This is a genomic window from Vreelandella neptunia, from assembly GCF_034479615.1.
Taxonomy (GTDB): domain Bacteria; phylum Pseudomonadota; class Gammaproteobacteria; order Pseudomonadales; family Halomonadaceae; genus Vreelandella; species Vreelandella neptunia.
Genome location: NZ_CP140255.1, coordinates 366,187 through 385,323 on the forward strand (window position 1 = coordinate 366,187; position 19,137 = coordinate 385,323).

Annotated in this window: 18 protein-coding genes; 12 read left to right on the plus strand and 6 right to left on the minus strand. The window is 58.0% G+C overall.

The genetic code is table 11. The features are described 5' to 3' along the window. Positions 1 to 24: 24 nt before the first annotated feature. The 4 genes from SR894_RS01790 to SR894_RS01805 are packed head-to-tail and all read right to left on the minus strand — an operon-like array spanning position 25 to position 3,943. On the minus strand, positions 25 to 837 hold the full coding sequence (locus SR894_RS01790; RefSeq protein WP_133731003.1) for an ABC transporter permease: 813 nt from the start codon (positions 835 to 837) through the stop codon (positions 25 to 27). After that, positions 834 to 1,715 (minus strand): ABC transporter permease, encoded by an 882-nt coding sequence (locus tag SR894_RS01795; protein ID WP_133731002.1) that lies wholly within the window; start codon positions 1,713 to 1,715, stop codon positions 834 to 836. Before SR894_RS01795 ends, SR894_RS01790 begins: the two co-directional genes overlap by 4 nt. A 57-nt stretch (positions 1,716 to 1,772) precedes the next feature. Then, positions 1,773 to 2,906 (minus strand): extracellular solute-binding protein, encoded by a 1,134-nt coding sequence (locus SR894_RS01800; RefSeq protein ID WP_133731001.1) that lies wholly within the window; start codon positions 2,904 to 2,906, stop codon positions 1,773 to 1,775. Then, entirely contained in the window at positions 2,903 to 3,943 is a 1,041-nt protein-coding gene (locus tag SR894_RS01805; protein WP_133731000.1) for an ABC transporter ATP-binding protein, read from the minus strand. The genes SR894_RS01800 and SR894_RS01805 overlap by 4 nt, the downstream gene beginning before the upstream one ends. Positions 3,944 to 4,151: 208 nt before the next feature. On the opposite strand from SR894_RS01805, the gene SR894_RS01810 reads away from it, so the two are divergent. The 12 genes from SR894_RS01810 to SR894_RS01865 all read left to right on the plus strand — a co-directional run bounded on the left by SR894_RS01810 (position 4,152) and on the right by SR894_RS01865 (position 16,026). Further along, positions 4,152 to 5,141 carry a LacI family DNA-binding transcriptional regulator gene (locus tag SR894_RS01810; RefSeq protein ID WP_133730999.1) on the plus strand — a complete coding sequence of 330 codons (990 nt, stop codon included), beginning with the start codon at positions 4,152 to 4,154 and terminating at the stop codon, positions 5,139 to 5,141. 284 nt (positions 5,142 to 5,425) lie between these two features. Beyond that, on the plus strand, positions 5,426 to 5,674 hold the full coding sequence (gene rpsP / locus SR894_RS01815; protein ID WP_007111767.1) for a 30S ribosomal protein S16: 249 nt from the start codon (positions 5,426 to 5,428) through the stop codon (positions 5,672 to 5,674). A 75-nt stretch (positions 5,675 to 5,749) separates the two neighbouring features. Continuing rightward, the gene (gene rimM / locus SR894_RS01820) at positions 5,750 to 6,295 is read left to right on the plus strand and encodes a ribosome maturation factor RimM (RefSeq protein WP_133730998.1); all 546 of its coding nucleotides are present in this window, start codon (positions 5,750 to 5,752) and stop codon (positions 6,293 to 6,295) included. Between the two features lie 101 nt (positions 6,296 to 6,396). Further along, positions 6,397 to 7,164 carry a tRNA (guanosine(37)-N1)-methyltransferase TrmD gene (gene trmD / locus SR894_RS01825; protein ID WP_133731097.1) on the plus strand — a complete coding sequence of 256 codons (768 nt, stop codon included), beginning with the start codon at positions 6,397 to 6,399 and terminating at the stop codon, positions 7,162 to 7,164. A gap of 143 nt (positions 7,165 to 7,307) precedes the next feature. Beyond that, positions 7,308 to 7,664: a 50S ribosomal protein L19 gene (gene rplS, locus SR894_RS01830; protein ID WP_027957738.1), complete on the plus strand. Its 357-nt coding sequence runs from the start codon at positions 7,308 to 7,310 to the stop codon at positions 7,662 to 7,664. 131 nt (positions 7,665 to 7,795) lie between these two features. Then, positions 7,796 to 8,677, plus strand: coding sequence for a site-specific tyrosine recombinase XerD (xerD, locus tag SR894_RS01835; RefSeq protein WP_133730997.1), 882 nt, complete (start codon positions 7,796 to 7,798; stop codon positions 8,675 to 8,677). After that, positions 8,652 to 9,455 carry a DsbC family protein gene (locus SR894_RS01840; protein ID WP_133730996.1) on the plus strand — a complete coding sequence of 268 codons (804 nt, stop codon included), beginning with the start codon at positions 8,652 to 8,654 and terminating at the stop codon, positions 9,453 to 9,455. Before xerD ends, SR894_RS01840 begins: the two co-directional genes overlap by 26 nt. A gap of 161 nt (positions 9,456 to 9,616) precedes the next feature. Then, the gene (locus SR894_RS01845) at positions 9,617 to 10,933 is read left to right on the plus strand and encodes a homoserine dehydrogenase (protein WP_133730995.1); all 1,317 of its coding nucleotides are present in this window, start codon (positions 9,617 to 9,619) and stop codon (positions 10,931 to 10,933) included. 6 nt (positions 10,934 to 10,939) lie between these two features. Next, the gene (gene thrC, locus SR894_RS01850; protein WP_223287975.1) at positions 10,940 to 12,328 is read left to right on the plus strand and encodes a threonine synthase; all 1,389 of its coding nucleotides are present in this window, start codon (positions 10,940 to 10,942) and stop codon (positions 12,326 to 12,328) included. A 7-nt stretch (positions 12,329 to 12,335) separates the two neighbouring features. Further along, positions 12,336 to 14,147 (plus strand): single-stranded-DNA-specific exonuclease RecJ, encoded by a 1,812-nt coding sequence (locus SR894_RS01855; RefSeq protein ID WP_133730993.1) that lies wholly within the window; start codon positions 12,336 to 12,338, stop codon positions 14,145 to 14,147. A gap of 78 nt (positions 14,148 to 14,225) precedes the next feature. Next, positions 14,226 to 15,194 (plus strand): Rpn family recombination-promoting nuclease/putative transposase, encoded by a 969-nt coding sequence (locus tag SR894_RS01860; RefSeq protein WP_133730992.1) that lies wholly within the window; start codon positions 14,226 to 14,228, stop codon positions 15,192 to 15,194. A 202-nt stretch (positions 15,195 to 15,396) separates the two neighbouring features. Further along, positions 15,397 to 16,026 carry a YitT family protein gene (locus SR894_RS01865; protein WP_133730991.1) on the plus strand — a complete coding sequence of 210 codons (630 nt, stop codon included), beginning with the start codon at positions 15,397 to 15,399 and terminating at the stop codon, positions 16,024 to 16,026. Between the two features lie 74 nt (positions 16,027 to 16,100). Here SR894_RS01865 and SR894_RS01870 read toward each other — a convergent pair whose 3' ends face one another. Both SR894_RS01870 and SR894_RS01875 read right to left on the minus strand, forming a co-directional pair. Continuing rightward, complete coding sequence (locus SR894_RS01870; RefSeq protein WP_133730990.1) at positions 16,101 to 18,686, minus strand: heavy metal translocating P-type ATPase; 2,586 nt, start codon at positions 18,684 to 18,686, stop codon at positions 16,101 to 16,103. After that, positions 18,683 to 19,111: a MerR family transcriptional regulator gene (locus SR894_RS01875; protein ID WP_223287974.1), complete on the minus strand. Its 429-nt coding sequence runs from the start codon at positions 19,109 to 19,111 to the stop codon at positions 18,683 to 18,685. Before SR894_RS01875 ends, SR894_RS01870 begins: the two co-directional genes overlap by 4 nt. Positions 19,112 to 19,137 lie beyond the last annotated feature (26 nt).

The window sequence follows — 19,137 nt, forward strand, 5'->3', positions numbered from 1 at the left end:
AGTTTGTTAAGAGGCCGGCAACGGCTAGCGGCCAATGCGGGCCAATACATCGGCTTTCAAAAAGCGCTCGATAATCAGCATGAAGCCGACAGAGGGGATCAGCAGTATTAGCGCGGTAATAGCAGCGACCTGATAGTTGCCGCCCATTGAGGCGTTGAACATGAGAAGCGGAAGCGTGGTGATTTCCGGCGCACCGACAAAAAACGTACCGGTGAACTCATCGATACTGTCGAGAAACACGAAGATCGAGGCTGCTAGTAGCCCAGGTAGGGCCTGGGGCAGAGTGATGTCGGCGAAACAGCGTAGCGGTGAGGCACCGAGGTTGCGTGCGGCCTCCTCCAGCGAGCGATCCACCGTTGCAAAGGTGGCCGTCGCAATCCAAACCGCATAGACGAGCCCGGGCAAAGAGTGCACCAGCACCACGCCGACCAGGGTGCCGTTAAGCCCCCACTGATAGAAGATGGCCGCGATGTTGACGAAAATCGGCAAATTGGGAAATGCTTGCGGCAACAAAAAAAGCAGCATGATGACATTACGCGCAGGCAGTGCTTGGCGTGCCAACGCATAACCCGCGGGTATCGCCAGCGCCATCGAAAGCAGTACCGCCAGCAGTGCAACGACCACCGTGTTAAACAGCGATACCCAGGCCCCTGCGCGAGGGCGAAATACGCGTTCCCAGAAGGCGAAGCCCCAGTCGGTCGGAAAGCGGTTCGGGTAGAACCACTGCTCGGCAAATGCCCACATGGCAAGATTCAGTAGTGGGCCAAAGACAATAAAAGCCACCAAGCCCAGCATCAAACCAAGCCCGATCTGCGCAAGTCGTTTAGATACCCTCATGCGGTTGCCTCCCGGCGTAGCGTTAGACGCAGATACACCCAGGCGGTCATGGCGGTTAGCGCATAGGAGAAAAGCCCTAAGGCGTTGGCGATGCCGTAATCACCGTAGTAGGTAATGCGGTGGGCCATCATCGAGGTCATCATGGTGGGGTTGCCGGCGATCAGCATAAGCGGCACGGATAGCACCGAGAGCATAGCGACCAGCGAGAGAATCAGTCCTACCCACAGCGTTGGCGCCGCTTGCGGCAATAGAATGTTGAAAAGGCAGCGCAACCGCCCCGCGCCCAGATTACGGGCGGCTTCAATATGACTGCGGTCGATTGCTGCCATGGCGCCCGCGAGCAGCAGCGTAACGAACGGGATCTGCTTCCAGGCGAAGGTGAGTACCAGTCCCCGCCAGTCGAGGAAACTCTGGGCGCTGTCTGCCGCCATCAAGCCCGATTCCACCAGCACCCCGTTCATCATGCCGTTAGTGGACAGAAACGAGCGCGCGAGCTGACCGGACACCACGAAAGGAATAAATAGCGGCCAGCGGTAGAGCCAACGCAGCATGCGCACTGCCCAGGGCGTGGTGCCCAGTACGAGATAGCCAGCAATGGCGATGGAGACCAGCGCGATTAGCGTAAGGGATGCCGATACAACGCCGATAGAGAACAGTACGTCGCGGCCATAGAGTGAAAATGCCCGGGCAATATGCTCGCTTGTCCAGGTGCCGTCGCTGTCACGAAACGCAGTGATGAGCGAGCGGGCCAAGGGCAGCGCATAGAGCAACGCAATGGCTGTCAACGCTGGCAGAACCAGCAGCGTGCCCAGGGCTGATTGGCTAAATGGCTTTCGCGGTGCGATAGCTGAAACTGCTATAGAGGATGAAGTGGTCATAAAAGCGTTCTACGAAGAAGGGGGCAAACGCCCCCTTGGTAATGGGCGGCCTAAACGTTAACGACTAACGTGGCTTTCGTAGGCTTCAAGGATGGCGCGAAAGTAGTCAGCCTGGGGCATCGAAAAGCCGCGGGCGGCGAGGGTCTCGGGTGACACGTCCGCGTAGAGCTGTTCCCACTGAGCGTCGCTTAGCTCGCCGCGAACATGCTCAGCGTCGATGCCAGGGAACCAGTTGAACTGACCAACGATGCCTTCGGCCTGAACCTCTGGGCTGGTTGCCAGGGCAATGAACTCGGCGGCCAGGTCAGGTTCAGCGGCGCGCTCGGGAATCGTGTAGTACATCGGTTGGCCGGGCATGCCGGGTTCGAGCAGCAGCAAGCGGAAGTTGGGGTTGAGGCGGCCATCGGCCTTCCAGGTGTAGTACATATCCATCCACACGGGCCCCATGGCGATTTCGCCGCGGTTCATGGCGTCCAGGGTGCCCGCATTGCCGGGCGTCATGGTGACGTGTTGATTAAATGTGCTCAGCTGGTCTAGCGCTGACTCCCAGCGTGCTGGCGCATCCTCTTCCCAAGGGCCGTTTTGCAGCGCATCGGCCATGTCGGTAAAGGCGTACATCCAACCGAACACAAAGCCGACCCCGGCCATGCCACCGGTAATGCCGTTATAGCCGAACTCGCCTGGATGCTCTTCAACCCAGTTGGCTAGCGCTGCGTAGCTTTCAGGCGGCTGTTCTAAAAGGTCAGGGTTATAGGCGATGGCGATCTGGCTCTGGAACATCGGCATCACGTAACCTTCGACATCGACGCCCAATGCATTGCGCGCGCTTTCCGAGTTGGCTAAAGCGCCGGTGGAAATGTCATCAACGTAATTGGCGAGCAGACCTTCTTGAACCATTTGCCCGGCCATGCGCTGGTGGACAACCGCCACGTCGACGCCCCAGGTTGCCTGGTCGCGCTGGGCGCTAAGGGTTTCATAGATAGCTTGACTACCAGCATCACCAGGGCCGGTACCCATTGCGCGCACGGTAACGTCGGGGTGCGTGGCCTCGAATCGTGGGGCGAGAAACTCGTTGATGTACTCAACCATGTTGTAATCACCCGCGGTAAACACGTTAAGCGTTGTGTTGGCCATGGCGGGGGCGGCGAGAGTGGCGGTTAACAAGCCGAACGTAAGCGTTAAGGGTTTCATGCGATATCCTCATGTCGATCAAGTGGCGGCAGTTGCCGTTCATCCGGCCCGAAGGGGATCAGAGCCGACTCAGGCACCTGAAGCGTCACGAAAGTGCCTAGAGCAATAGGGGAAGTGGCCGTGGCGCAGAGTTCTTCGCCCTCGGCCGTCAGCGAGACCTGATAGCCATCGCCGGTGTAAACACAGTCATTCACGCGCCCTTTGCGGGTAAGGGCGGCCTTGTTAGGAGCGGTATTGATCAACGCATCACGCGTCCGGAAGCCGAATATGGCGGCGCCTATGGCGCTGTGCGGGTCATGCTCTCTTCCGGTCACCGTGTTATCCACGCCAAGAAAACGTGCGGCGTTGAGGTCGGCGGGGTGCTGATAGAGATGTTGCGGTGAGGCAATTTGTACGATCTCACCCGCGCGCATTAGTACGATCTGGTCAGCCATCTGGAGGGCTTCCTCCTGGTCGTGAGTCACCATGATGGTGGTGATACCCAGCGACTTTTGCAGGCGGCGTAGCTCACCGCGCAAGCTGCGTCGGATGGCGGCATCCAAATTGGAGAGTGGCTCGTCAAGCAACAGCAGCGGTGGGTCAATGATTAGTGCACGACCAAGGGCGACTCGCTGTCGCTGTCCGCCGGAGAGCTGTGTTACCGCACGGCTCTCAAAGCCGCTTAATTCGAGTCTGGCTAATATCTCGGCCACCCGCTGCTGGCGCTCAGGGCGGGGGATTCCACGCAGCTTTAGTGGATAGCCCAGGTTGTCGCCAACGCTCATGTGGGGCCACAGGGCATAGGATTGAAATACCATCGCGGTCTGGCGCTTTTCGGGCGGCAAATGGGTAATCGATTTTGAGCCGAGACGAATATCGCCGCGACTCAAGGGCGTAAAGCCGGCAATAGCGCGCAATAGCGTTGTCTTGCCGCAGCCGGAAGGTCCTAGCAGGCAGGTGAAGCTGCCCGGCTCCACATCAAGGTGGATGCTTTCCAGAATGCGCTGCTGCCTGAGGTCAATTGTCACGTCACTGAGTGCCAGCGCTTCGGTACGCATCGGTCAGCCTCCGCTTTGAGAGTAATGTTAAAAAATGCTTTTGAACGCGCGTGCAAAGTTGCGATAAAACAAAACTACCGTGCATCTGTGACGCTTTGATGTAGCTTTTAAAACACTCCGGTGTCTGCTCACTAATGCTAAAATGGCCGGTGTTATCTCGTTGATAGAGCGGTAAAAGCGTGCCTGAAATAGTTAAATGCGGTGGGTTATGCCGGTGCGTGTAACCGCAGATGATGTCGCCAAAGCGGCCGGTGTATCCCGGGCAATGGTGTCGCGGGCATTTACCCCGGGAGCGTCGGTGGCCGTCCGGAAGCGAGAGCACGTGCTGCGCGTGGCTCAAGCTCTGGGCTATCGCCCCAACTTGATTGCCCGCGGTCTAACAGGTCAGCGTACTGGCCTGGTGGCCGTAGTGGCGGGTGAGATATCCCGGCCCTATGAGGCTTGGTTGCTGGAACACATCGTTCGAGTGCTGAGTGCCAATGGCTATCAGCCGTTGCTTTTGCCCGCGTTTCGGGATGCCAACATGACCGAGATGATTGACCATGCGCTGGCCTACCAAGTGGAGGGGGCCATTGTCGCCGCGGGATCGGTCAGCCGTGATATTGCTGATCGCTGCCAGGCATCGGGAGCGCCGCTGGTGCTGATCGGTCGGGTTCTGGAAAAAAACGGCGCCGATGCGGTGTGTTGCGACAATATAAAGGGCATGTGGCAGCTGGTGGAACGTCTGGTCAAGCAGGGGCGACGGCGTATTGCTTGGCTGGGTGGCACGGCAGATACCTTTTCGGATCAAGAGCGCCGTCAGGGCGTTGAAGAGGCATTGGCCCATTACGGCTTGTCACTGCAGGTACAGCGCCGGGGGGATTTCTCGCTATCGAGCGGGGTGAGCGAAGGGCTGGCGCTGTTGGATTCCCGTTTGGCACTCGATGCCATTATGTGTGCGAACGACGCCATGGCATTGGGGGTTGTTGAAGCTGCAGCGCAGCGCGGAATCAAGGTGCCGGATGACGTGGCTATTACTGGGTTCGACGATGTGCCCGGGGCTGCCTGGGGGCGCTGCCCGCTGACCACTGTGCGTAATCCTGTCAATGAGACGGCGCTTGAGGCGCTGCGCCTGCTCGAAACCCGGGTTCACAATCCAACCTGCGACAATCAGGTCATCAGAGTAGGCGTTACCCTTGTCCCGCGCAGCAGTGCCTAATGCAGCGGTTGACGCGTTGTGAGTTTTCTGGCTGTCAGGCTTTCCAAGTCGTGCGCATTTGCGTAGAATGCGGCCTCTTCATGCGTGGGTGTTGCCCAAATACGTCAAAACGTAGCAGTAGCAGCGCTCAATGAAGGCCTTTATGGTGCTAAAAAAGGCCGTGCAAGCCGCTTTTATGTGGCTGTATGCCAGTTTAGCGCCAAGCAAACAGCACGACGAGTGTTCCGATAGCGGTTAGCGCTATAAACACACTCTCGTAACCTCAACCGAAGGATAGTTATCGTATGGTTACCATTCGTTTGGCCCGTGGTGGCGCCAAGAAGCGTCCCTTTTACCACCTGACCGTTACCGACTCGCGTAACGCTCGCGACGGTCGTTTCATCGAGCGTATCGGCTTCTTCAACCCGGTTGCCCGTGGTCAGGAAGAGCGTCTGCGCGTTGACCTAGACCGCGTTGTTCACTGGCAGAGCCAAGGCGCCCAGCTGTCTGGTCGTGTTGCTGAGCTGGTAAAAGAAGCACGCAAACAGGCTTAAGCCTGCTTTTGAGTCTTGTTGTTCAAGACTTGTTGCGTGAGAAAGAAAGTGAGTGCTGGGTAGCTGAGGTCGTCGATGACGCGTTTTGAAATAAGCCAAACTGACGACACGCATGTGGTGCTAGGCAAGCTGACTAGCCCTTATGGGGTGAAAGGTTGGCTCAAGGTGTACTCCTACACTAGCCCAATGGACAGCATTCTTGAGTACCCGGAATGGTGGGTGCGCCAAGGTGAAACCCTGAAGCGCATAAGCATTGTTCAGGGACGTCGGCAGGGCAAAGGACTTGTAGTGCAGCTTGAAGGGGTCGATGACCGTAGTGCGGCGGAAGCATTAGCCCAAACGGATATCTTGATGCCCAAAGAGTCGCTACCTGAGCTTTCCGACGATGAGTACTATTGGCATGAGCTTGAAGGCATGGCGGTCTTCACTCAGGCCGGCGAGCGGCTAGGACGGGTAAGCTACCTGTTTGAAACCGGCGCCAACGATGTCATGGTGGTTCGCGGCGATTCAGACTCAATCGACAAGCGCGAGCGACTGCTGCCATTTTTGCCAGACGACGTCATTATTGAAATCAGTTCCCAAGAGGGCCGTATGGTCGTCGACTGGGATCCTGAGTTTTGACCAAACTTATGAACAGTTTGAGCAATGATGCATCAACCGACTCAGCTGAGTTGGATAGTGGCAACGCGCCGGAAACGGCGAGTGAAGTAGCAGTGCCTGCCATGTGGATTGGTGTTGTATCGTTGTTTCCCGAAATGTTTGACGCGCTAACGCAACAGGGCGTGGTCGGCAGAGCGGTAGAGAAACAGCGTATTGCACTGGAGTTTTGGAATCCGCGGGATTACGCCACTGACCGCCACCGCAGCGTCGATGACCGCCCCTATGGCGGTGGTCCAGGCATGTTGATGAAAGTCGACACCCTACGCGCAGCGATCTTTGCTGCACGGGAACGGGCGCAGCAAGCCACCGGCTTAGTGCCGACGGTGATCTACCTTTCGCCCCAGGGGCGTAAGCTGGATCAGCAGGGCGTTCAAGCACTGGCTTCCGCCGGGCCTTTAGTGGTCGTGGCAGGACGCTATGAAGGCATTGATGAACGCGTGGTGGAGAGTGACATCGATGAAGAGTGGTCGATTGGCGACTATGTGTTGAGCGGCGGTGAGCTGCCAGCGATGGTGCTGATTGATGCAGCGGCAAGGCTGATTCCCGGTGTACTGGGTCATCAGGATTCCGCTGTCGAAGACTCGTTTAATGACGGTCTGTTAGACTGCCCGCACTATACCCGTCCAGAAGTCATCGACGGGCGCCAAGTGCCGGATGTGCTGTTAAGCGGCAATCATGCAGCCATCAAGCGCTGGCGGTTAAAGCAGTCACTAGGCCGTACATGGCAGCGTCGTCCCGACCTGTTGGAAGGGCGGCCGTTAGATGCCGAACAGCGTAAGCTGTTGAACGAGTTTATCGAAGAACACGCTCTGTCAGCTAAAGCTGAGTAGGACAGAGCGGCGGTGCAGGGCGGGACATGCGCACCTGTGTCACCCATAACGACTCCCGCGTAGCTCGTTTCGAGCGCCGGGATCACGGCATCCGCCACCCATGATTGAGCGGACAAGCCAACACGTTATTCAGGAGTATGATGATGAGCAGCAAAAGCAAAGTGATCCAGGCGATCGAATCTGAGCAAATGGGCAAAGAAATTCCTCCCTTTGCCCCCGGCGACACCATTGTCGTTCAGGTAAAAGTAAAAGAAGGTACTCGCGAGCGTCTGCAGGCGTTTGAAGGTGTGGTCATCGGTAAGCGTAACCGTGGCCTGAACTCCGCTTTCACCGTGCGTAAAATTTCTCACGGCGTTGGCGTTGAGCGTACCTTCCAGACCTACAGCCCGCTGGTTGACTCTATCGAAGTCAAGCGTCGCGGTGACGTGCGTCAAGCCAAGCTTTACTACCTGCGCGAGCGCAGTGGTCGTTCTGCACGTATCAAGGAAAAGCTGGCTTAAACGCCACTGTTCCTCGGGCGCACGCTGTTCTCGAACAGGCGTCGCGCCCAGATACCAAGACCCCGTCACCGCTTTGCGGGGCGGGGTTTTGTTTATGTCGCTCAATAAAAGCGGCGGGAGGTGACTAACGTATGAGCGTTATCGATGCATTTTTAGATGCTCTCTGGCTTGAGCAGGGCGCCAGCGATCATACGTTAGCCGCCTATCGGCGTGATTTAACCGCTTGGCAAACCCACTTGGAGAGCCTCGGCGAAGCCCTTTTGGCGCCGCCACCGGAGCGCCTCAGTGAATGGCTGGCCAGCCGCCGGGAGGAAGGCTATCAGTTGCGCAGTAATGCCCGGCTGCTGTCGACGCTACGCAGCTTCTACCGCTGGGGGCGTTTGAACAACCAAGTGGAAAGCGACCCCCTCACCGATATCAAGCTGCCGCGGGTCATACCCGGCTTGCCCAATACCTTGGAAGAGGAGGAAGTCGAGCGTCTGCTCTTGGCGCCGGATACCGAGACTCCTTTGGGGATCCGTGACCGTGCCATGCTGGAGCTGCTGTACGCCTGCGGCTTGCGGGTATCTGAATTGGTCGGGCTCACCGGCGATGCGGTCAATCTGCGCCAAAACGTGGTTAGGGTGCGCGGTAAAGGCGATAAAGACCGCCTGGTACCCATGGGTGAAGAGGCCGCAGATTGGCTGGCGCACTATATGCAGACCGCACGGCTGGCGCTTATGAGCGACCCCACACGCCCAGCGCTGTTTCCTGGGCGGGGCGACAAAGCCATGACCCGACAAACCTTTTGGCACCGGATTAAAGTGCATGCCATCACCGCAGGGATTACCCGGCCACTGTCTCCGCATACGCTTCGCCATGCATTTGCCACCCATTTATTGAATCATGGGGCCAATTTGCGGGTCGTACAGCTGCTGCTGGGTCATAGCGACCTGTCGACGACCCAAATTTATACCCATGTAGCCCAGGCGCGCTTGGAAAGCCTACATGCTGAACATCACCCAAGAGGCTGAATTGATGATGCGTCAACGCCGTTTTGTAGCACTACCTTTACTGACAACTTCCTCGATGCTGGCGTGTTTGCTAACTGCCAGCCTACTATCTTCCGCTGCACAGGCTGACGACGTGGGAGATCGTTTGGCTGAATCACTGAGCGTCAATGGCCAGTCTATGCCCGTGAAAGCTGTCACCGAAACGCCTATGGATGGCGTTTATCACGTGCGGCTGGAGAGCGGCGAATCGTTCTACTCCAATGCAGACGGTAGCCACTTCCTGGTCGGCGACCTGTATGAAAATGCGCCCGACGGGTTGGTCAACTTAACCGAGCAAGAGCAGAACCAAGAGCGTGCCGATGCGCTGGCGGCAGTGCCTGAAAGTGAGTTAGTGATCTTCCGCGGTGCCGATGAGCCGAAAGCTACCATAACGGTGTTTACCGATCCCACATGTCCCTACTGCGCGCGGTTACACGACACCATTCCGGAGTTGAATGAACGCGGCATTGCCGTTCACTATATGGCGTTTCCCCGCGCGGGCATGGCCAGCCAAGCTGCCACCACGCTGCAGCAGGTTTGGTGCTCGGATAATCGCAGCGAAGCGATGACACAAGCCAAAGAAGGCAAGAGCATTTCCAGCGCAGCAGACTGCGACAATCCGGTGGCGGGGCAGTATGATCTGGGTAAGGCGCTGGGCGTACAGGGCACACCCGCGATTATTTTGCCCAACGGGCAGCTAGTGCCGGGTTTTGTGCCCCCCGAGCGACTCTCCGCCATGTTAGGCTTGGAAAACGGCTGAATCAAAGCACTGGAACAAAGAACGGAAACAAAGAAGAGTGCCGCGTAAATTAGACGGCGCACAACGCTGAGATACTGTCTTGAAGAGCGCTTTTAAAACCGCCTTTAAGACTGAATTTAAGACTAGCACCACCAGGTGCACGACACGAAAGGGGAAGTATTTTGAAACCGGTAAGAGTAGGTATTTGTGGTCTAGGCACTGTCGGTGGCGGCACCTTTAACGTATTGACTCGCAACGCTGATGATATTGCGCGTCGTGCCGGCCGTCCTATTGTGATTGAGCAGGTTGCTCACCGCAGTATTCATCCTGACTGCGATATTACCGGCATCAACGCTACCACTGATGTGTTCGAAGTTGCGACCAATCCCAATGTGGATGTCCTGGTGGAGCTCATTGGCGGTTACGATATCGCCCGCGAGCTGGTGCTCACCGCCATTGAAAACGGCAAGCACGTGGTTACCGCCAACAAGGCGCTGATTGCCGTTCACGGTAATGAAATTTTCAGGGCCGCTCACGAGAAAGGCGTGATCGTAGCCTTCGAAGCGGCGGTCGCTGGCGGCATCCCTGTCATCAAGTCGCTACGCGAAGGTCTGGGCGCCAACCGTATCGAATGGGTAGCGGGCATTATCAACGGTACCGGCAACTACATCCTTACCCATATGCGCGATGAGGGCCGGGCGTTTGAAGACGTGCTCGCGGAAGCCCAGGCGCTAGGCTACGCCGAATCTGACCCCACCTTTGATGTGGAAGGCATCGACGCCGCGCATAAACTGACGATTTTGGCCTCGATTGCCTACGGCGTACCGCTGCAGTTCGAGAAAGCCTTCACCGAAGGCATTTCACGGATCACCGCCGAAGATGTTGAGCAAGCCGACAACCTCGGTTACGTGATCAAGCATTTAGGTATCTCCAAGCGCACCGACCAAGGCCTGGAGTTGCGGGTGCATCCCACCTTGATTCCCAAAGAGCGCCTGCTAGCCAGTGTCCATGGGGTTAAAAACGCTATTGCGGTGATGGGCGATGCGGTTGGGCCCACGCTTTATTATGGCGCAGGTGCGGGTGCCGAGCCCACCGCGTCAGCGGTGGTAGCTGATCTGCTCGACGTTGCCCGTGATATCTCCACCGAGCACCGCTACCGGGTGCCATACCTGGCCTTCAGTGGTATCGACGAAGACGTCAGCCAACTGCCCATCATGCCGATGGAAGACATCACCACGGCCTACTATCTGCGCCTGCTGGCGGTGGACCGCCCCGGCGTGTTGGCGCGGGTGGCCACGATTCTATCTGAGCAGGGCATCTCGATTGAAGCGCTGATCCAGAAAGAGGCCACCGAAGGCGAACTGGTGCCAATCATTCTGCTCACGCATCGCACCAAAGAGAAGCAGATGAACGCAGCGATTCGCGAAATCGAATCCATGGCCGATATTGCGGGCCCCGTCACGCGTATTCGCGTGGAAAGCTTGAGCGAAGGGGAGTAAGCCTAGATGCGCTATATCAGCACGCGCGGGCAGGCGCCCGCGCTCTCCTTTGAAGAAGTAGTGCTCACCGGTATGGCCAGCGACGGCGGCCTCTATGTGCCGGAAACACTGCCTGAGTTCTCCCGGGAAGAGCTGGCCGACATGGCCGGGCTCTCCTACGCGGAAATCGCCTTTCGGGTGATGAAGCCGTTTGTGAACGGTGAGATCGACGATGCGACCTTCCGCAACATCGTGACCGAGGCCTATGCGACCTTTAATCACGACGCCGTGCTGCCGCTCAAACAGCTGGATGCCAATCACTTCCTGCTTGAGCAGTTCCACGGCCCGACGCTGGCGTTTAAAGATGTAGCGCTACAGCTGCTCGGCCGCCTGCTCGACCACTTCCTGAAAAAGCGCGGCGAGCGTGCGGTGATCATGGGCGCGACCTCTGGCGATACCGGCTCGGCGGCGATTGAAGGCTGTCGCCACTGTGACAACCTGGATATCTTTATCCTGCACCCGCACAACCGGGTCTCGGAAGTACAGCGCCGCCAAATGACCTCGGTATTGGCCAACAATGTCTTCAATCTTGCCATTGAGGGTAATTTTGACGACGCCCAGGCGATGGTCAAAGCCAGCTTTGCTGATCAGTCGTTCCTCAACGGTACTCGCTTGGTGGCGGTGAACTCGATCAACTGGGCGCGCATTATGGCGCAGATCGTTTACTACATTGCCTCCGGCGTTGCCCTGGGCGCGCCGCACCGTGAAGTGAGCTTCTGCGTGCCGTCGGCTAACTTCGGCAACGTGTTTGCCGGCTATATGGCCTACAAAATGGGTCTGCCGGTGAAGCAGTTCATCATCGCTACCAACGCCAACGATATTCTGCATCGTACGCTGACCGCCAACGACTTCTCCAAAAAAGAGCTGGCGGCGACGCTGGCTCCATCGATGGATATCGTGGTGTCGTCTAACTTTGAGCGCCTGCTGTTTGACGCCTACGATCGCGATGGCTTGGCCGTGGCGGCGCTGCTTGAGCGCTTCCAGCAGGAACCCACGGCCTTGGCCGATGCGCCGCTGGCCAAGCTGCGCGAGAAGTTCTCCAGCTACAGCGTGGACGATGCGACGATTCTGGAAGTGATTCGCGACGCCCATAAACGCACCGGTGAGATGCTAGATCCGCATACCGCTACCGGCTATCGCGCCGCCGAGCGGGCCCGGGCAGATCAGTCAACGCCGATGATTACCCTTGCCACTGCGCACCCGGCTAAATTTGCCGAGGCCGTAGTGAAAGCGGGCTTCCTGGGCGTGCCACTGCCGCCGCATATGGAAGACCTGATTGAGCGCGAAGAGCGCTATACGGTACTCCCTGCGGAACTTGCCGCCGTGCAGCAGTTCGTTGCGGAAAACCGGCGTTAACGAATTAATGACCTCAGTGACTGATTTACCCCATCGCACGCTGTCGTCTAGCAAGAGCGAGCCACGCTTAGAGCCTCGTCCAGTGGACGAGGCGCTCTATGCCCGTGCCCAGGCGGAGGGGCTAAGCGAACTGCAGGCGCGTTTGCTGGCCTCGCGCTTACCGGGCTACAGTGGTGAGTTGCTACCGTTAATCGCACCTAGCCTGCGTTATTTGGCCCACCCGGAGAAACTGGCTGACGGTCGCCGCGCCGCTGAGCGCATCGCTCAGGCAGTGGCAGAGGGTGAGGCTATCGGCATTCTCACCGACTACGATGTGGATGGCATTACCTCCCATGTGGTGATCCGGCGCACGCTGGTGGAGCTGTTTGGAGTCCCGGAAGGCAAGCTGCACAGCCTGATTGGCCATCGGATTCATGATGGCTACGGGATTAGCCTGCCGCTGGTAGAGCGCACCTTGGCGCAAAAGCCGTTTCCCACCTTGGTGATTACCGCCGATTGCGGCAGTTCCGATGAGCCGCGTATCGCACGTTTAAAAGCGGCGGGTATCGACGTGGTGGTCAGTGACCACCACGCTCTGCCCGTTGAAGGGCCTCCAAAGTCGGCATTCGCCTGTGTTAACCCTACCCGTGATGACTGTGAGTATCCCGACAAAACCATTGCCGGCTGTATGGTGGCGTGGCTATTGATGTCACTCGCCCGCGGCGTGCTGATTGAGTGGGGGGCGCTATCAGAGTCGACGCCCAAGCTGTCGCCCTGGCTCTCCTACGTAGCTTTGGGCACCGTGGCTGACTGTGTCTCCCTGGGCGGCAGCCCCGCCAACCGCGCGGTGGTCAATCAAGGGTTAAAACTGATCAATCGTATGGATGCGGCGTGCTGGCGGGCGATGGCCACGCGCTTAGGCGCTGACAGCGTGCCGTTTAACGCCGAGACGTTAGCGTTTCAGATGGGGCCGCGCATCAATGCCCGCTCGCGGCTGGACGACCCCTACGCGGCGCTGCACTTTATGCTGGCCGAGAACGATGGGGTCGCCAATCGTCAGCTCGACGTGCTGGATCAGGATAACCAGTCCCGCAAAGCGATTGAGGCCGATATGGCCGCCGAGGCGCGCACTCTTGCTACGGCAGCGCTTGACGCCGATGAGGCCGCCGTGGTGGTGCTGTTGGAAGACGGGCACCCTGGCGTACAGGGTATCGTCGCCTCGCGATTGGTGCAGGCCTACGGGCGCCCGGCGCTGGTGCTAACACAAGCCTCGGCACCGGGCATGCTAACCGGCTCCGGCCGCTCGATTGATGGGCTGCACCTGCGTGATGCCCTACAGCGTACCTTTGAGCTTGCTCCCCAGGCGTTACCGCGCTTTGGCGGCCACAGTGGCGCAGCAGGGGTGGGCGTGCCCAGGGATCAGCTTGACGCCTTTAAAGCGGCTTTCCTGCAGGCAGTGGGTGAGCAGTTAGAGGGACGAACGCTCTATCCGCGCCTATGGACGGATGGTGAGCTTTCTACGGCGCAGCTTTCCCTGACCACCTTGCAAGAGATCGAAACGCTCGGCCCCTACGGACGGGAATTCGATCCGCCGCTGTTTGAAGGCCGCTTTATTGTCGAGGCGCTGCGCCCGGTGGGTGCCGACGGCGCACACCTGATGCTGGAGCTTTCCACTGGCCCTGTGACCTGCAAAGCGATTTGGTTTCGCGCCTTAACGCCGGGAGAACTACCTGGGTTTAACGTGGGCGATACGCTGCACTGTGCTTACAAGCTTAACCGCAACCGCTGGCGCGGCCGCGAGACGCTGCAGTTGATGGTCGAACACGCCAGCCCTTGTTGATGTGTTCCTAATGATGCCGATCGGCACATTACCCTAGCAGTGCTGTGGTAAAATTAGGACACGTAGATAGGAGCGTGCATGGTCAGCAAAGTGCACAATCGCCACGATCATAGCTACAAATTACTCTTCTCTTACCCCGAAATGGTCAGAGACTTACTGACTGGCTTTGTTAAGGAAGCCTGGGTCGAGCAGTTGGACTTCTCGACGCTGGAAAAGGTTAGCGGCTCCTACGTCACCGAGGATCTGCGTGATCGTGAGGATGACGTCATTTGGCGAGTGCGCTGGGGCGATGATTGGCTCTACGTCTATCTACTGCTGGAGTTCCAGTCTTCCGAAGACAAACATATGGCTGTGCGCATAATGACGTATCAGGGGCTGCTGTATCAGGATCTGATTCGTCAGGAAGCTTTTACGCCGAGCGGAAAGCTGCCACCGGTCTTGCCGATAGTCCTCTACAATGGTGAGAAACGTTGGACAGCGGCACAAAACGTGGCGGAGCTAGTCGAACGTGTACCGGGAGGGCTTGAGCGCTATCGACCAGACTTGGCGTATCTGCTTCTCGACGAAGGTGCTATCGTCAATGACCCTGCGTGGTCGGATCAAATGCGAAACGTGGCGGCTGCGCTCTTTCGGTTAGAGCACAATCGTGACGAGCAAGACATGCTGGAGGTGCTCGGAGCCTTGGTTGAGTGGCTCAAGGCGCCTGAGCAAACTGGTTTGAGGCGTGCGTTTGTGGTGTGGATACGCCGAGTGCTATTGCCTAGTCGGGCAGCTGTGGTGGAGTTACCTGAATTCTCGGATTTACAAGAGTTACACGAGGTGCATGACATGCTGGCAGAACGAATCAAACAATGGCCTGAGCGTTGGGAAGAGAAGGGTCGTATGAGTGAAGCCCGCGATAACCTGTGCTCTCTAATCAGGCTGAAATTTGGCGAAGTGCCTCAATGGGTAGAGCTGCGTGTAGAGCAGGCCGACCACGCACAGCTGAAAGCCTGGATGGACAAGATCCTGTTTGTCGATAGCCTGGATAAAATGTTCAAGCCGTAACATGGCTGGATGTAAGCTAACTTGGCTCTGCAGGCCATGGATATCCCGGTGCCAAACCAGTCGCGAGCTGAAGCAGCCTATAAATAGCTAGCTGAGTGGTATTAGCCTATGCAGTGAATCGCTGTCTGGCTAAAAATATTTAGCCAGCATGAGGTGCCGAATAACCATTTCACATCCTTAATAATTTAAGTAAGGACGCCCCATGCGCGTAGAAGATTTACCCCAGGATCAGCATCGCCCCTATGAAGATATGATGGCGATGCTGCTGGGCACGTTCTTTGTTGCGCTGGGGGTAACCTTTTACACCCATGCGGTGCTATTAACCGGTAGTACGGCAGGCTTGGCGTTGCTGCTTAGCTATATGACCAGCAGTGTGACCGGCTGGGGTTTTGGGGTGTACTTTTTTGCCATTAACCTGCCGTTTTACTACTTGGCGGTGAAGCGCATGGGCTGGAGCTTTACCCTTCGCACCTTTGCCGCCATCGGCTTGGTATCGCTGTTTTCAGAGTTAACCCAAGGCTGGGTGCAGTTTGCCAGCGTGCCCTCGATCTACGCCGCCTTGATGGGCGGCGCGCTGATGGGCATCGGTATGCTGATGCTATTTCGCCACCGCACCAGCCTGGGCGGTATCAATATCCTCGCGCTCTACTTACAGGATAAACATGGCCTGCGCGCAGGCTACGTTCAACTGGCGATTGATGGCGTTATCCTGCTAATTGCACTGACCCAACTGCCGCTGGATCGTGTGGGTTATTCGGTACTAGGGGCGCTGACGCTAAACCTGATTATCGCCCTGAACCATAAGCCAGGGCGATATATCGGAGTGACCTAAACACGTTTAGCCAAGCCAGAACCACCACACTATCAGTGCTATAAGCCCAAGGCCTGCCAGGTTGATCAATAAGCTCATGAGGATTCCTCCTGGCTGGCTTTCCATAGCCGCAAGCGGTTGGCGTTACTCACCACGGTGATGGACGAGAGTGACATGGCAGCGCCCGCAATCATCGGTGAAAGCAGCATGCCGGTGAGCGGGTAGAGCACGCCCGCCGCGATGGGAATACACAGTAGGTTGTAGCCAAAGGCGCCCACCAGGTTCTGTTTGATATTGCGCAGCGTGGCGCGGCTGATCTCTATCGCTGATGCCACCCCATGCAGCGAGCCGCGCATTAGCGTGATACCCGCGCTCTCAATGGCCACATCGGTGCCTTGGCCAATGGCAAAGCCCACATTTGCTCGGGCCAGCGCCGGGGCATCATTGATGCCATCGCCTACCATGCCAACGATTTCTCCTGCCTTCTGACGACGCTCTATCTCGGCGTGCTTGTCCTCGGGTAACAGCCCTGCTCGAAACTCATCAATGCCCACTTCCTGGGCAATGGCCTTGGCGGTGTGCTCGTTATCGCCTGTCAGCATAACGATGGTTAAGCCGTCTTTTTGCAGGCGCTTGATCGCGGCCACGGTGTCGTGGCGAAGCGGGTCGCTGATGCCAAACAGGGCGGCCAATTTGCCATCTACCGCCAAGTACACCAGCGTGCGGGCCTGCTCTTCTAGGGCGCGTGCTTGCTCTTCACCTGCCTTGAGATCCACCCCTGCCTCGCTCAATAGACGTGCATTGCCCAGCAGCAGCACTTTGCCGTCAGCAGTTTGCGCTTTTACCCCGCCACCGGTCACGCTATCGAAATCCTTAATCTCGGAAGGGTTGGCGTTGTGTTCCTCCGCGTAGGTCATTAACGCCGCCGCCAGCGGGTGCTCGGAGCCGCGCTCCAGCGCGTTCACCAGCGCGAGTGCCGTGGATTGTTCCACGCCAAACATCTGTGCATCGGTGACGCTGGGCTTGCCCTGGGTGAGCGTGCCGGTCTTATCGACCACTAGCGTGGTCAGCTTGCTGGCGGTTTGCAGCGCTTCGCCGCTGCGCACCAGCACCCCTTGCTCCGCTGCTTTACCGACGCCGATCATGGTAGAGATCGGCGTCGCCAAGCCGAGCGCACAGGGGCAGGCAATAATCAGCACGGTGGTCGCCGTCACCAGCATATGGATTACTTGGGGGGCGGGCCCTAGGTTGAACCACGCCAGGGCAGTCAATACGGCAATGATCATTACCGCAGGCACAAAAACGCTGGAGACCTGGTCGGCTAGCTCGCCAATCGGTGGGCGCGAGTTTTGGGCGCTCGCTACCTGTTCGGTAATCTGCCCCAGGCGAGTGTCGGTGCCCACCCGCGTGGCGCGATAGATCAAGCCGCCTTTGCCATTCACCGTGCCCGCGCTGACTTCATCTCCCGCGCTTTTGTCGATCGGCAGTGGCTCACCGGTAAGCATCGATTCATCGATATGGCTTTGGCCTTCAACAACGTCACCATCCACCGGCAAACGCTCACCGGGGCGCACCCGTACATGGTCGCCAGCACGCACCGCGTCAATCTCAATCTCCTGCTCGTGTCCGTCGCGAATCACCCGCGCCGTACGGCTCTGCAGATCGAGCAGACGCTTTAGCGCATCGCTGGTGCGGCCCCGGGCGCGTAGCTCCATGGCATTGCCGAGCAGAATCAGCCCGATCACCATCGCTGAGGCTTCAAAGTAGATGCCCTGGGCAACCTCGGGCAACCACGGCGCAAACAGCACCACGGCCATGGAATATAGCCAGGCGGCGCCAGTGCCCATGGCAACCAAGGTATCCATATTGGCCTGGTGGTGCTTGAACTGCTTCCAGGCGTTGACGAAAAAGTGGCGTCCTGGGAAGGCCAGAATGCCCAAGGTTAATAAGCCGATCACCAGCCAGTAGAGACGCCCCATGCCCATCGGGTGGGGGTGGAAAAAAAACATGCTCATCATCAGCGGAACCGCCAGTGCCAGCGAGATCGCACTTCCGCGCAGCCGTTTTTGGTACGTCTTGGCATCCTGCTCTTCACGAGTGCGTTCTGCTTCCCGCATATCCACAATCGGTTCGGCGCCATAGCCGGCTGACTCAACGGCGGCGATTAACGCTTGGGTCTCGGCACTGCCAAACACCTGGGCGGAGTGGGTGCCAAAATTGACGCTGGCGGTGTCGACTCCCTCCGTGCGCTCTAGTGCTTTCTGCACGCTCTTAACGCAGCTGGCGCAGGTCATCCCGCTAATCGCCAGGCGCTGTTTCTTGCCTTGCCCTTGAGGCTGGGAGTGAGCACTTGCGGTTTTTTCAGCTTCGGCATCAGCGGGTGCCGCGGTTTCTGGCTGCTTATCAGCATCGTCTGGGGCTGTTTCCTCCAGAGCTGCTTCGCCTGGCGGGTAGCCCGCCTCGGTCAAGCGTTGATCAAGCTCGGCGTCGGTTAGCGATGAAACAACCTCAAGGCGTTTTTCGCTAGGCGTGCCGACGACATCGGCGCTTGGGTCAACGCTTTGCACTGCCTCGCGCATACGCTTGACGCAGCCCTGGCAATTCATGCCAGGAATGGTTCGCGTGGTGGCCCCATTGGCAGGGCTTACGCTTGAGGCGGCTTCGGTAGAGGCGTCGCTCATGGGGTCTCCTTGGTAGACGTGGCGTCAGGAAAACTCTCAATCAGGCGGCACACGCTGTGGCCGTCGGGGGAGCCGTCGGGCATTTGCTGCCAGCTCTCCATGGCCTGTTCCATGCGTTCGGCTAGCGCTTCCAACTCGGCAATGCGTGCCCGAATTTGCGGCAGGCGGCTGGCGAGTAAGTCGCGTACCAATGGGCAGGGTGAGTCACCTTGGTCGGCGTGGGTCAGAATGTCGCGAATCTCCGCCACGCTAAAACCTAATTTGCGCGCCCGCTGAATAAACCGCAGACGCTCTAGGTCGGTATCTGAAAATAGCTGATAGCCGTTATCTGGATGGCGCTGGGGGGCAAGTAGCTGCTCACGAGCGTAGTGGCGCACGGTCTCAGCGGTAACGCCGCCCCTTTTGGCAAGCTCGTTCACTTTCATGGCCTGTTCTCCCGACCGGTCAAGTA